Origin of the sequence: Labrys neptuniae (genome assembly GCF_040797145.1) — a bacterium.
Taxonomy (GTDB): Bacteria; Pseudomonadota; Alphaproteobacteria; order Rhizobiales; family Labraceae; genus Labrys; species Labrys neptuniae.
The window spans coordinates 698,396-711,754 of the sequence record NZ_JBFNQD010000001.1 but is presented as its reverse complement, the minus strand read 5'-3'; the positions used below and the strand labels follow the sequence as shown (position 1 = coordinate 711,754).

Annotated in this window: 14 protein-coding genes; 2 read left to right on the top strand and 12 right to left on the bottom strand. The window is 60.5% G+C overall.

The window, feature by feature from the left end; translation table 11 throughout:
- Nucleotides 1–35: 35 nt before the first annotated feature.
- From ABXS05_RS03450 to ABXS05_RS03425, 6 genes are all read right to left on the bottom strand, one after another.
- Nucleotides 36–290: a ubiquitination-like system serine protease family protein gene (locus ABXS05_RS03450; RefSeq protein ID WP_437178628.1), complete on the bottom strand. Its 255-nt coding sequence runs from the start codon at nucleotides 288–290 to the stop codon at nucleotides 36–38.
- Nucleotides 291–366: 76 nt separating this feature from the next.
- Nucleotides 367–888, bottom strand: coding sequence for a glycoside hydrolase family 108 protein (locus ABXS05_RS03445; RefSeq protein ID WP_367622935.1), 522 nt, complete (start codon nucleotides 886–888; stop codon nucleotides 367–369).
- Between the two features lie 184 nt (nucleotides 889–1,072).
- Nucleotides 1,073–1,624, bottom strand: a complete 552-nt coding sequence (locus ABXS05_RS03440; RefSeq protein WP_367622934.1) for a hypothetical protein — start codon at nucleotides 1,622–1,624, stop codon at nucleotides 1,073–1,075.
- A gap of 261 nt (nucleotides 1,625–1,885) precedes the next feature.
- Nucleotides 1,886–2,248, bottom strand: coding sequence for a septal ring lytic transglycosylase RlpA family protein (locus ABXS05_RS03435; protein ID WP_437178626.1), 363 nt, complete (start codon nucleotides 2,246–2,248; stop codon nucleotides 1,886–1,888).
- A 187-nt stretch (nucleotides 2,249–2,435) separates the two neighbouring features.
- Nucleotides 2,436–4,316: a hypothetical protein gene (locus ABXS05_RS03430; protein WP_367622933.1), complete on the bottom strand. Its 1,881-nt coding sequence runs from the start codon at nucleotides 4,314–4,316 to the stop codon at nucleotides 2,436–2,438.
- A gap of 76 nt (nucleotides 4,317–4,392) precedes the next feature.
- Nucleotides 4,393–5,304 carry a hypothetical protein gene (locus ABXS05_RS03425; protein ID WP_367622932.1) on the bottom strand — a complete coding sequence of 304 codons (912 nt, stop codon included), beginning with the start codon at nucleotides 5,302–5,304 and terminating at the stop codon, nucleotides 4,393–4,395.
- 192 nt (nucleotides 5,305–5,496) lie between these two features.
- On the opposite strand from ABXS05_RS03425, the gene ABXS05_RS03420 reads away from it, so the two are divergent.
- Nucleotides 5,497–6,129, top strand: a complete 633-nt coding sequence (locus ABXS05_RS03420) for a class I SAM-dependent methyltransferase (protein ID WP_367622931.1) — start codon at nucleotides 5,497–5,499, stop codon at nucleotides 6,127–6,129.
- Between the two features lies 1 nt (nucleotide 6,130).
- Nucleotides 6,131–6,979: a glycosyltransferase family 2 protein gene (locus ABXS05_RS03415; RefSeq protein WP_367622930.1), complete on the top strand. Its 849-nt coding sequence runs from the start codon at nucleotides 6,131–6,133 to the stop codon at nucleotides 6,977–6,979.
- Here ABXS05_RS03415 and ABXS05_RS03410 read toward each other — a convergent pair.
- The 6 genes from ABXS05_RS03410 to ABXS05_RS03385 form a co-directional block, all read right to left on the bottom strand.
- Nucleotides 6,973–7,620, bottom strand: coding sequence for an acetyltransferase (locus tag ABXS05_RS03410; RefSeq protein ID WP_367622929.1), 648 nt, complete (start codon nucleotides 7,618–7,620; stop codon nucleotides 6,973–6,975). The genes ABXS05_RS03415 and ABXS05_RS03410 overlap by 7 nt on opposite strands.
- 148 nt (nucleotides 7,621–7,768) lie before the next feature.
- A complete protein-coding gene (locus ABXS05_RS03405; protein ID WP_367622928.1) occupies nucleotides 7,769–9,553 on the bottom strand; it encodes a glycine-rich domain-containing protein in 1,785 nt (594 codons plus the stop codon).
- Between the two features lie 68 nt (nucleotides 9,554–9,621).
- Nucleotides 9,622–9,984 carry a hypothetical protein gene (locus tag ABXS05_RS03400; RefSeq protein ID WP_367622927.1) on the bottom strand — a complete coding sequence of 121 codons (363 nt, stop codon included), beginning with the start codon at nucleotides 9,982–9,984 and terminating at the stop codon, nucleotides 9,622–9,624.
- Entirely contained in the window at nucleotides 9,984–11,507 is a 1,524-nt protein-coding gene (locus ABXS05_RS03395; RefSeq protein ID WP_367622926.1) for a hypothetical protein, read from the bottom strand. The genes ABXS05_RS03400 and ABXS05_RS03395 overlap by 1 nt, the downstream gene beginning before the upstream one ends.
- A complete protein-coding gene (locus tag ABXS05_RS03390) occupies nucleotides 11,508–12,233 on the bottom strand; it encodes a UCP028438 family phage-derived protein (RefSeq protein WP_367622925.1) in 726 nt (241 codons plus the stop codon). It lies immediately after the preceding gene.
- Complete coding sequence (locus tag ABXS05_RS03385) at nucleotides 12,233–13,354, bottom strand: baseplate J/gp47 family protein (RefSeq protein ID WP_367622924.1); 1,122 nt, start codon at nucleotides 13,352–13,354, stop codon at nucleotides 12,233–12,235. Before ABXS05_RS03385 ends, ABXS05_RS03390 begins: the two co-directional genes overlap by 1 nt.
- Nucleotides 13,355–13,359: the final 5 nt, after the last annotated feature.

Here is a 13,359-nt window from a genome sequence, read left to right as displayed (position 1 = left end):
GATCAGGGGAATTTGCCCGGTTCCGCCGGGCGCGGTTACTCGAAGTCGGGGAGGGGGACGGTCTGCCCCGCGAGTGAGTGGGTACAGTCGCCGAGGAATTGGATCTGACCGTCAGTCACGAACGAATGGCAGACCAACTGGCGGTCTTTCGACGTGTCGTCGAACTCTTCAGGGATATCGCTCGGCTCGTTCCAGCTGACGCGAATGGATGGCGTGAAGGTTGGCTTCTCGTGGTTGCCGTTGAAGCCCCACCGCGGCCCTGGCCCTTCGCCGATGGTGATCTGATGCAATTCCTTGCAGCCAGGGCACACGAAGGCCAGCCGACCTCCTTCGAGAGTGCGGAGAATGCCTCGTCTCATCTCGCCCTCACTTGATCATCGCCAACGCAGTCGCCTGGACGTGATTGACCCGGTTGGTCCAGCCTCGGCCGAACGTCACCCAAGTCTTCAGGCGGCGCATGAAACTGAGCCGGCGGGTGCAGAGTTTGCGGACGAGCGCCGCCCGATCATTGATGCCCTGCACGGCCCGCAGCGTATTGATCCCAATATTGCCATCGACCTTGGCGCCGACGCAGGCCTGCAGGTCCTTGATCGCCTGTACTGGGCCCGAGTTCACAGCCTCGTCGAACACGACATAATCAATCGGCGAAGGCAACTCGGCATAGCGGATCGGCTGGGCATACTGCTTGTCGAGGATCCGCGTCGCCTCGGCCAAGGTGAGAGCTGCCACTTCCGGCGGCATCGCTTTCCGACCCAGCTTGCGCCAGGCACCGAGCGTCGCCGCTGTGATGCCGTATTTCGTGGCGCCTCCCGGATCACGCGGATGGTTCACATAGCCGCCCTCAGAGCCGAAGACGAGTTTGATCGATTGGGCGAGGGTGTCGCTCATTGGAGGCCTTGCTAATTTTTACGATTGGATTCGTGGGGCGATTTCAGGCGCTTGCGCGGAGGCGCGTTGCCGCGGAACTAAATCACGCGCTCGGCCGTTCTTCGCGCGCTGGCAGTAGGGATGTTGCTGGCAACGCGGCCCGGTCTGTTGTTCCCTGCCAGAGAGCACAAGGCCGGGTCGCTCCTCAAACGACTAGGGCAAGAGCAGTGCCGATCACGGCGCCGAAGAGGAGCTCGCAAAGCGGGACGCCACCGGGATGCTTGATCCGGTGCCCGATCTCATAGGCTACGGTCTGGAGAGGGCCGAGAAGGAAGAGCCAAGGTGAGATGAATGCGAGCGGCGCCAGTAGGACCGTGTTGCGGATAGTGAAGCAGGCAAAGTCGTTGCGCTTCTGCCCGGTCTGCGGATCGACGATCTGCCCGATCGGGATCTGATCGGCATAGCGCTCGAGGATAGCCGCCCACCAGCCCGGCTCACCGCTGATCGAGCGCGGCTCGCGGTTTAAGGTGTACCAGCGGCCCCACTCTGGAGCTCCCCAGAGCAGATAGGTCAGGCCGAAGATCAGAGAATCGAGCCAGCCCAGCGCCGGCCATGCTGCAAGAGCGGCTAAAGGGGAGGTGTAGAAGATCCCGCGCCCGGGCAGCTTCTCCAGTAGCGCCGAGACACCTAGCCAAGCACCGCCGCCGCGGGCGTGGTTCAGCATGGCGAAGACTGGTATCAGCAGCAGCCTCACCACTTGCGGATCTCCTTCGAGACCGCGGCCCAGGTCGGGGCATCGGGCTGGCTGGTGGCGCATGAGGCCAGGACGAGCGCCAGCAGCCCGCAAAGCAGGACGCGCATATCAATTCTCCAAAGGAAAGCCGCCCTCGGGCGGTGCTAAGTCTCGGCTAAGTTTTCTCGCTCAAGTAGAGAGCGTTCACCACCACGGTGCGAAGAGACTCGGCGATCCAATCTCCAGCCCCCCAGCCCCGGAAAGTCGGGTCTCTTTGTCATCCGCTTAATCTGCGACGACACGGACCTTGGCCAAGCCGGACAAGCCGACAGCGCGGGCAGAAGCCGGATTGAGGTCGATGATCCGGCCTCGGATGAAGGGCCCGCGGTCATTGACGCGGCAGACGACGGATCGGCCGGTCGAGAGCACCGTTACCCTGAGATGAGATCCGAACCGTGCCGATCGGTGGGCACAGGTTCGCTCAGAGGTTGGGAACTTCTCTCCATTCGCGGTGCGGCTGCCGCTTTCTCGTCCATACCAGGAGGCGATTCCCGTCTGGCCGCCGACGGCGGGATCGATCGAGACGACAGCCCAGATCAGACCGACGGCGAGGGCAATGGGGCCGACGTCGCGGCGATCGATATGCAATGCGACTTCTCCAAAAAGAAAGGCGTCCCAAAGGACGCCTGTGACTAGTTGACCGATTGCGATGTCGGAATTTCGTAGTATTCGGCCGCCTCCCCATGGCGCCACGGCACCGGAGGCGCGGGCTTGAACGAGGATGGCGGACTAGCGACGCAATGAGGTCACCACCAGAGTCCGCCACCAAAGCTCATCAGTTGGCCGAGCACGAATAGTCCACGTCCACGGGCCCGGCGCTTCGGGTGTAGGTGATGGCATTCTGCGTAATCGACGTAATACTGATCTGGACAGAGCCTGTTCGAGCTCTGACCTGGCACCGAGGCACGAAGTTGAACTTTGGCGTACCAAAGTTAATGACGCACGAGGTGCCGGTACCATCGTCATGCACTGTGCCAGAGGCATTCGTCGAACCCGGTGCCATTGCAGATCCGGTGCCGGTGGAGCAAGTGCCTAAGGTCGTCTTGGCACGACCGAACATCTGGATATCGTACCGAGTATAGGCGCGCTCGCTATTGTCTAGACCGAAGCCTCCGCTCGGATCGGTAGCGGAGCCATAGGCGTTGGTCGGCGGCAGAAACGGTGTGGCCTGGTCGCGCCAGTAGGTGCCATATTCGGTGATGCTATTGGCTCTTGTGAAGGATGGCTTGTCCAAGCTGGGATGAGTGTAGTCAGAGAGATAATAGTAGTACCCTGACATCGATCCGTTGCCACCAGCCGTAAATCCCGCGGTGCCGATCTGATTGTTGGCGAAGACCACGTCGGTAGTCCGCCGATTTACGCGAAATACATCCTGGATGTCACCGCCGGAAGGGGCGAAGATCATGTTGTCATTTACCCGGATCATCGCACAATTCGGCGTGTTGGAGCCGTTGGCGCCGTTGTCACCTCCGAACTCGAAGAGCGGGAGGTTGTTAGCAAAAGTCGATCCACCCGCCTTCTTTGAGACCAGCCAGATACCGTCGCGGATCACCATATCCGTGCAGGAGCGCGCCCTCACGAATTGCCCGGTTGCCTCCGCAGACATCCCGATGAACTTGAAGAACAAAGGACCATAGGTGCGGCTGTCGCTGTCGACGGTGATGCAGGTTTCGGTATGGCCGCATCCCGAGTTCTGGATGGTGAAGTCTTCTAGACCGATCGCCCCCGGAAAGCCTGCGACCAGTGAATTCAGCACGTAGGACTGTTTGAAGCCGTTCGGTCCGCTGTCGTAGATTTTGTTCTCGAAACTGTTCGTTCCTTCATAGAGGAAGCCGATGCCGTTGTTGACATACGAGCCATCAAAATGCCGGCACTGCACGCGGGTCGCCACGGTGCCCGAAGGATTAAACAGTCGGGCGCAGTTATTGAAGTCAGTCACGACGATATTGTCGAGACGGGTCCAATTCGCGGTACGATCGTAGATCGCCCAAGAGCCGCTCGAAGCCGAACGGAACGTGTCGTCAAGATCTATATCGAGATTGCGCAGCTCCATGCGTGAACTTTGCGGTGCGCTGGCGCAGTGCTCGATTCCATTGCCAGCATGCCTCACCACAAATTTTGTGACGGCGTTGTAGGACAACAGGCTCGCGCCCTGAAGCATAACAGTCTTGCCGCACAAGATCAGCGGTCGGGTGAGCACGATTGTTCCGGGACCAAGATTGATGGTCAGGTCACCGGTAGACGCTGAGATCGCGGACGCGATAGCTGCTTCATCGATATTGTCCGTCAACGCCTGAGCGCCAGGCAGTGCGGCCTGCCACTGCGCTAACGTCCAGCCGGCGGTGCTTCTACCATTCAGGATGGCAACACTGGAAAGCGGCCGGCTCGTTCCGTCGCCGACGTAGCCATAGCCACGCAGATCGGTCTCGTTGATCGTACGAGCGTTCCGAAGCCCGGGCGGCAAATTCCATGCGCCTTTGCCGTCGATGCAGCCAAAGGGAAGCCCTTTGTCGGTTGCCGTCGTATTGTTCGGATCCCAGACATAGACGCAGCGCGTTGCGCCAGATCCATCAATTTGGAACGTCGGCGTGTCCTTGGTTTGTGCAACTGCAGCGGTAGTGAAAACTGCTAGAATAAATGCAAGCAGACGTGTCATTGAAAACTCCAAAAGAAAAGCCGCCCCGGAGGGCGGCTGAAACGTTGGCTCGAATGATTTTAAGGCTAAGAGCTCCTCAACTCGGAAACGCCTTTTTTGACTGACCAGGAGCCCTCCGCATCACCTTGCGAACGAACAAGAAGACCTGATCACGAAGATCTGGGAGGACATCGATTGGCCCCCTGGGATAGTGCCACTTCACCCACTCGACGAGCTTGCGCCACGGCGATCCTGCTACAGCGTGAGCGTCGGCGCCCCAACACCGCTGAACCAGGCGATTTCGTTTCCGCCGGCTGCCGCATGTGTATTGCATGGTGCGATTGTCGGCGATGAGGAGCCCTTCTTGCTCAGCGAGGCGGAAGGTTTGGCTCTTCGGCCAATCCTCCGGAAGCCATTGGCCGCCGAATCGGTCGACAACAACAGGCCGTAGCCCCTTGGCGACTATCTGCTTCGTCATGCCATTGGGGCCGGCTTCGAAGTTGCTGCCATCGAAAATGGTTTCCTGGGGGCCAGCATCGAGCGAATTGAAGACCTCCGTCCTGACCATGAAGGCATTGGATCGGATACCGATATTGGGAAAAGGCGTGCCATCGTTCAGGCATTCGTAGCCGCCGCTGGCGCCAACAATTCCGCAATCCGGGATGGAATCGAACGCCGACAGGTAACGAGACAGCCAATTCGTGGCCAGGATTCTGCTCCACGAAGTCAGCGGGAGAACAAACTCCGTCCTGCAGGAAGCAGCTGCTTCGCGGATCACTGCCGTTGGAGGCATTTCATCCGGGAAGTGCATAGTTCTAAAACTAGAACATGGCAGCGAAGACATCACGTCGGCATAGGCAATTGGCTCGCCGGCGCCATATCCTTTTGCGGCAATTATCAGATCATACTCCACGCCAGCCGGATAGTCTTTCAGGCTTCTAAAGAACGCGCAAGCATATCTTGGATCGTTTATTTTTCGCCACAAGAATATAACAGTAATGCGCGGCATGGATTTCTGATGATCCTGATCGTCCTGGCAGCGGTATATAATGGGTGTACCTGTTCCACCATACCTACCTTAGGATGAAATCAGACGAGCTTGTCTTCAATGTGACGGCAGGCTAGCGTCGCCCGCGCATGAGGGGAGAAGTCTATGCGAGCGACGAAACCGGCCGGCAGCCGAGACAGCATCATCCAGGCCGTGGAAGAGGCGGGCTCCTCCGACGAGACGTTTTTTGGCTACCCTCCGCGCGAAAACGGGCTCTTCCTCCAGCAGGATCCTGAGGAGTTCGGTTCGTTCGTCCACTACATGGCAACCAAGGTGAAGCCGGCCGAATACAGCATGGATATCGGCATCGCTTCCGGCGGCCAGACCAAGTTTCTGCGAGACTACTATTCGGCAGACAAAACGATCGTAGTCGATGTCGGAACCCACCCGGTCTATCCGCACTGGGCTCGCATCAAGAAGGATCTGAATAGCGACCTCATCGAGGAGATCATTTCCGATTCCCATGCCCCCGAGGTCCGCCAGCGTCTGTTGAAATATGAGAACAAGATCGATTTTGCCTTCGTCGATGGCGATCACACCTATCATGGTCTCCGCAAAGACATTTTCCTGACCAAGGAACTGCTCAGGGTCGGCGGCTACATGGTCCTCCATGACACACTCGGCGTTTGGGACTGCAAGCGCGTCTTCGACGATTTGATCCAGGCCAAGGATTTCATCCTGGTCCGCAACTTCGCGATTCGGTTCGGTATCTCGATCTGGCAGCTGCAGCGCAAAAAGAGGATTCCGACGGCCTTCAATCGAGCCACCGGGCGCGGGAAGCTCTGACGTGGCCGAGGTTACGATAGGCGTTCCGGTCTATAACGGCGAGGATCAGCTCGAGGAATGCCTGGACTGCCTGGTCAGGCAGACGTTTCCTGATACTGAGATCCTGCTCTTCGACAACGCGTCGACAGACCGAACCCAGGCAATCGCCGAACGCTTTGCCGCCCAGGACAGCCGCATCCGGTACACCCGCCGGCCCGAGAACGTCGGTGCCGTCAAGAACTTCATCACCCCCTTGGAGCTGGCGACAACGCCATATTTCATGTGGCGGGCCCACGACGACATCTCCGCGCTCGACTATGTCGAAAAGCTCGTCGCCGCTTTGAAGCGGTCACCATCTGCGGCTTTGGCAACCGGAACGATCCAGTTCGAGCGGCCGAATGGCAGACCGACGAGAGACTATGTCCCATCGATCCCTACGGGCCGAGGGCTGTCATCGATCCTGAAGTTGATGTTCGGCTCTCATGCTGGCTGGTACTATGGGATCTGGAAGACCGATACCCTGCGGCCTCTCATTGGCAAGGTCTGGACCGAGTTTCCCTATGCCTGGGCCTCGGACCATCTCACCCTCTATCCGCTGCTGCTCGACCAGCAGGTCACGGCGGCACCGGATACAAAATTCATCCAGCGAGTGACGCCTAAGGCCCATGGTCCCAGGACCGGTCAGCGGCAGCCGATCCCCGAGCTCCTGGAACTGCGGCGCGAGTTCCTGAAGTGCTGTGACGCCATGGTCGATGACCGCGCGTTCAATCCATTCACGAAGCTCGCGATCAAAGCGGCCAATCGTCTCTATGTAGGTAAGCGAGTCTATCCGATGAAGAAGATCATCAAGCGGACACTGTTTCGCTACTGAGCCTTTTGGAGCCTCGCCGGAACACCAACAACGGTGCTCCCGGCAGGGACATCTTTAATCACCACTGCGCCGGCGCCCACCGTCGAGTCTGGGCCAATCTTGATGCGCGGCAAGACTGTCGCGCCAGCCCCGACAAAGACGCCATCACCGACCTCGATCTGGCCGCAAAGCGTCGCGCCAGGGCCGATATGTACACCGTCGCCGATGACGCAGTCATGATCGACGCTGGCCCGGCTGTTGATGATCGAGCAGCGACCAACCCTGACGCATGTCGCTACTGTAGCCCCGATCAGCACCTGGGAACCCAGTGCGAGGACCGCATCAGAGGCAACCATAGCCGTCGGGTGAACCAATGTGATCGGCGGCAGCCCGAGATCGTCCAGATCATTGGCAATAGCAAGGCGGTCTCGGCCATAACCACCACCAATCGCCAGTGCGTAGGAGGGCTTGATTGAACCATCGGCCCGACGGTCGAGCCAAGCCTTTAGGCCCTCGATTCCTCGGATTGTTTCGACGCCGGCAAATGGAGCCTCGATTTCACGGTTGTCGATTACCGCCGGCACCACCATGCCGAGGTGGCTCAGCAATTCGCGAAGTACGCGGGAATGCCCGGTACCGCCCCACAAAACGACTTCGGTCATCTGATCCGCATGTTGGCCATTTTCCTGAATACGATAACAGCCGGTATGTCCTTGCACCAGTTGGAAAGAGAGCTGAGGCAAAATGAAAAAGCCTGAAGCCAAGGTTCAAAGAGAGCGACTTTGGCTTCAGATCATTCGTCGTTCGGCGTTAGGAGAATTCCATCACAATGACAACGCCAGGGCCGCCATTTCCACCGGTCATAGCGGCACCGCTGTTGTTTTCACCGCCGCTTCCCCCACCGCCGTACTTGCCGCCGTCAAAACCATTGCCGGTGCCAGCATTGTAGGTAGGGCTGACCAACCCCGGCGCGCCGGCGCCCCAGAAGGAATCACCACCGTTGCCAGATGCAGCGCTGCCGCCGCTCTGGCCTGCGCCGCCGTCGACCGTCCACAGCCCAGAACCGCCCGTGCCGCCAGGGCCGCCTTGAGCGTTGTCGATCGTATTTGTGCTGTTCCTCAAGCCACCTTTGCCGCCGTTCGCTACAGCATAGGCGCCGAAAGAAACCTGGCCACCGTTCCCGCCATTCATACTCGCATTGCCGGACTTCGAACCGCCAAGTCCAGGGTTCCCGATCGTGATTGGAACTGTTGTAACAGCAGTCATGTCGATGAAAGCGAATGCCGTCTCACCGGCGCCGCCGCCGCCTGAGGCAGTGACATCCAGTCCGGCGGCCGCACCGCCACCGCCACCCGGGGCCGTGGCCATGACGAGCGCGGACTTCGTGCCCGATGTCTTGGTGAAAGTCTGGGTACTCGTGAAGACCCGGATGTTCAGGACCGAACTCGGGAGGCCGGTTTTGATGACCGACATCAGTTCCGAGTACTTCAAGACCCGGTGGTGGGCGTCGCCCTGGCTGTAGAACGGGATAAGGTCAGCGGCGACGATGTTGGGCTGATCGGTCAGGCTCGGTAGGTTGAGCGCGACTACCCCGGAACCGTTGACGTTGATGCCCTCGCCGGAGGTGCCGGAGAACGAGCCGACCGAGGTCGAAGTCGTGGTGTTGATGAAGCGATAGGAGGTGCCGTCGAAAGCGACATGAGCGAGATAGTTCCCGCTCATCGCACCGCTGGCGAGTGCTGTGCCATCGGCGTTCAGCAGGGCATAGGTTCCTACGCCTGCGATCATGATGGTCATCCCGCCGGTGTTGGCGGAACCCATCTTGCGGACGAAGAACGCCGCTGGCGGAGCCGAGGGCTGTGGGCTCAGCGTCACCGACATCGCGTTGGCCGTGCCAGTGTCGGTAGCATACTGCCACGCGCCTGCCTGCACCCACTTCGGCAGGTCGGGCAGCTTCACCGAGATCAACGGAGCCGTCGGCAGCAGGGCAACGTTCGCCGACACGATTGAGCTCGCGCCGTTGGCCACAGTGACTGCGTAGAGGCCAACCCAACCTGCATCCGGTGAAGGTGTTACCTGACTGCCGGCTGTAGCAGCGATGCCAGGCTTGGCCTGCACGGCGACCTTGCAGGTACGGCTGGTTGGCTGGGCAACACCGGATCCGTTCGGGCCGGTGTAGGGGATCAGCTGGTTCGACGAATTGAAGTAGGGGAGAACCGCGTCGCCGTCGTCGACTTCCGACAACTGGGCCTGGATCAGATAGTTGACGGCCTGCCCAGAAGTCGAAGGCGGCACGAGCGTCAAAGTCTGAACGTCGAGGCTGATGCCCTGCTTGACGACGGTGTGGACCGCATCGACCGGCAGCGAGCCGTAGCCCGTCGCGTCGACGGGTTCGACGGTGTAGATCGATCCGGGGGCGACCTGCACAGCCATCGAGGCCGGCAGCGTCGGCGTCACAGCGAGCCCATCGGCGATGGTGTTGGTGCCGAGAACGCCCTGGGCCAGATAGCCGAGTGCGATCATGGCATTGCGTTCGTGGGTCAGCCAGACGGTATCGGTTGGCTGTTGCCCGGCATAGACGATCGTGCGATCCAAGGTGAAGGCTCCAAAGAAAAAGCCGCCCTTGTGGAGCGGCTGAACAGGAAGGTGCTGAGAGAGGGCGGCTAGGCTGTTGGCGCGAGCAAATCAGCGGCCCGTTCAGTCCCAAAGGCGCTCTCGAAGGCCGCTTTCACGGCTGGATACATTTCGTCTGAAGTCGTGAGCGTCTGGCTGTCCTGCCACATGCGCCGGAGGCGAATGGGCTGGGCATTCAGTTGAGCATCAATCGTGGCTGCCTCAGCGTCCGTCGCTCGGCGCCAGATATCGGCTTTGTAGATCACAGTTGGTGCCACGCCTGCTGCCAGGCTTTCGAGGAACGCTAGATATTCCGGGGCATCTTCTGCGATGCCCTCATCGGCGATACCAGGCTGTGGGTTGGCGTAGGAGCAGACGATCTTGCCAGCGCCGTCACGTTGAATGAACAGCATCAAAGCCTCCCTCTCGTATCGATCCAGCCGTCGGTTTGAAGAGCAACGATGCCGGCCGTTGATGAGGAGGTGACGGCAACGCGAACCTGGGCGGAGGTGTTGGTCATCACGTCAAAGACGCCGCTGCCCCAGGTTCCATTTGTGGGGGGCAAGCCAGACACTGGGATTACAAGACTGGCAGAGTTCGCATTGCCAGCCATCGCCGACTGATCGGTGATCTCCGGTGAATAGACAGACATCGTCACGAAGTTGCTGGTAGTCGTCTCGACAGCGCCGCGAAGCCTGGCCTTGACCCTGATGCCGCTCGGCACTGAGATCGTGAGTGAGGTCGCTCCCGACGCCGAGTTGCCGTTCCGGTCCATGACCGGCACCGTCCAAATGAAGTCGTCGCCCACTTGAGTGAACGCGGTAACCTGCGAACTGCCGTCCGTCTTCATCGCACCCAGCCGACGCCGCGCCGTGTAGCCGGACGGCATCGTTGGGGCAGCTGCGCTCAGCGAGAGCAATGCGTCGATCGATCCGTCGCTGTCCTTTCGGATCAGCCAGACATGATACCAAGTGCTCGCCGCGATTGAGCCGGTATCGAGGCCGCCATTCCCGGTCCCCGCTGCCCAAGCGGACAGCGACTTCGTGATCGCGGAGGCCAGCGTCATGTTGAACGCCGTGCCGCCGTCTTCATTGCGCGCAAAGCCGGTAGCGATTCCGACAGTCGTTGCCGAGGCACGGGAAAGCGTCAGACCGACGAGCGTGCCTGGAGCCCAGGTCGAGGTGATGCCGGTCAGGAGCGAGCCGTCGACGGCGGGAAGGCGGGCGCTGCCATCAAGCAGCGGGATCTGGCCCGCTGCTGTACCGGTATTCTTGGTTGCCGCGGTGCCGAAGGTCGTGCCGTTGGTTTTGGTGACGGTCAGGGCACCAGCCGCCGACAAAGTGGCGTCGCCTGATACCGTATTCCAGGTCGGGGCTGCGCCCTGGCCAACCAGTATCTGCCCGGAACTTCCAACAGCCGAGACGAACGCAACGGCGCTCGTGCCATTGCCGAGCAGGATCCGGTTAGCCGTGAGGCTCGTCTGGCCGGTGCCTCCCTGGGCAACTGGCACTGTCGGTATCGTACTTGTTGCCAGCTTCCCGCTTCCGTCGAGCACCGGGACGTTCCCGGAGGCGGTGCCCACGTTCTTCTGGGCTGCTGTGCCTAGCGTCAGCAGGATGTTGTAAAAAGCGGTGAGCGATTGGGAGACAGTTAACGTGCCGCCGCCCAACGAGCTCCTGTCCAGGATATTATCGGTCGACGCTTCACCGCCATCCTTCAGCAAAGTGCCGTCAGTGCTATCCCAGAATGCAAAATGGCCGACCGCCGTCGTAAGCGGGCCGCCCACCAAGCCGATAGCAGCCTTCCACTGGGCGGCCGTCGGTTTGGCCAGAACGGTCGCGCTGAAGGACGATACACCGCCGGCGTCGAATTTTCCGGCGAAGGCATTGTTCAGATCCGCAGCCGTCAGGTACTGGCCGTCTACAAAAGCGGTCATTTATGGGCTTCCTAGAACGCTGCTGCCGAGGATGAAGTCGACGCCGAGCCGGCTGGCGTTGCGAGGCGGCGGGGCGATGTTCACCCAGCACGTCACGCCCGCGGCGCGCGATGCTTCGACAGTGTCGTAGATGTCTTGGTTGGTGACTTCGCCGGTCACTCCGGAAAGGTCGGCGAGATAGAACATGCCGGCGCCCCAGCCCGACTGCGGACTGTTGAAACCGGAGATGTTCGGAATGCCGGCGCCCTGGGGCTGCACGGCAGTGATGAACATCGTATAGGGCAGGGTGTTGCTGCCCCAGGCTCCTGCCATGTTGAACGCGAACATGACGCCCCAGCCCCCGGTATCGTGGGGGTTGAAGGCCTCGAAGATCGTCACCTTGTTGTCGGTGAGATCGGCCACTGCCTTCTGGACGCCGGGCCGTGTGACCCGTTCGCGGAGCACCTCGTCCTGAATCGTGCGCCGGAAGGAGATATCGGTTTGGCTCTTCCGGCGTTTGATGCGGCGGCCGAAGAAGTCATAGGCAGCGAGGTCGAGGAAGCCGTCGGTTGCCGTCGCGATCCTGGTCTGCAGCTTGGCGTACTGGATCAGGCCGTAGACCCAGCTTGCCGCCGAGGCAAAGCCTGACAATAGGGCATCCAGAATCGGCGACGTATCCGGGAACCATCGCGCCGGCAGAACCGCCTTGAGGCGAGCCAGCATATTGTTGGTATCGCCCGTAGCCATCAGGTCACCGTGAGGGTCGAGATCTTCACCACGTTCTGAGGCTCAGCCGTGATATCGAGCGAGGTGCCGTTCACGATGATCGACAACCCGGAGACGCCTGCGGAGGCGTTCTGGACCACCTGGGCAAGACGCAGGAATTGCAGATCGGCGCCGAGCGGCAGCGTGTTCACGAACTTGGTCACGGCATCGGCCACGGTCGCCACAACAACCTGATGATCGTAGCCAGTCGCGGTATCGAGGCGGATCGCGATATCGGCGGGCAGCACGATGGGCGGAAAGACGCCCCACATGATGCCGCCGGCTCGGGTATTGCCGACGGCAAGGGCAGCCTCGTCCAAGGTGCTCTGCGGCGGGGCGCCGGTGCCGTCATCGACCGTCACCCAAAGAAAGCCGGGCGTCGCGACCCCGTCGGGCGTCACATTCTCGATGATCGTGCATTCCAGGCCAAGTTGCAGGCTCGACACGGCGTATTTGATGGCCGGAATCGTGCCCTTGGAAAGCGACGCGATATAAGCGACGAAGCGAGCCTTGAGGGAAGCATCGCTCTCGGCGTTGGCGCCGCCAGCGAAAGGAAGGGCATTCGAGACATAGTCGACGCCCGTGATCGCCGTGTACATGACGTTGACGGCGCCAGCGATGACGTTTGCAGCCGTGGAGCCGGTGACCGATTGGACCGGAACAGTGATGCTCGCCACTTCGGCCGGCAGGAGATAGCCGTTCTGGTCGTTAGACCAGGACGAATGCGAGGGATCGGCAACAACTGCGAACGTCTGCGACCCGTCAGCAGTCTGGACCTGCGCGCCAACCGGGATCACCGCCGAATTGGTCGGGGTGAACCGCGAATAGGTGACCTGTCCGCTCGCCAAGGTGGCGGCAAGTCGGCTGATGCCCCAGTCGTTGACCCAGCTGTCAACATCGGTGCCGGTTGAGGTTGAGAGGCGGGTCAGGGACAGGACGTAGATCACGAGGCCCTGAAGCCAGAGCACGACCGAGGCATTGGCCTCGATGACTGCCCGAAGCAGCGAGCCGACAGCAAAGGCCACCAGCTTCGACGACTTGGTCTGGATCGTCGCGGCCTGATCCTGCACCAGGCGGGCAAAGCTCTTTACGTTCAGTGCCACCGCGC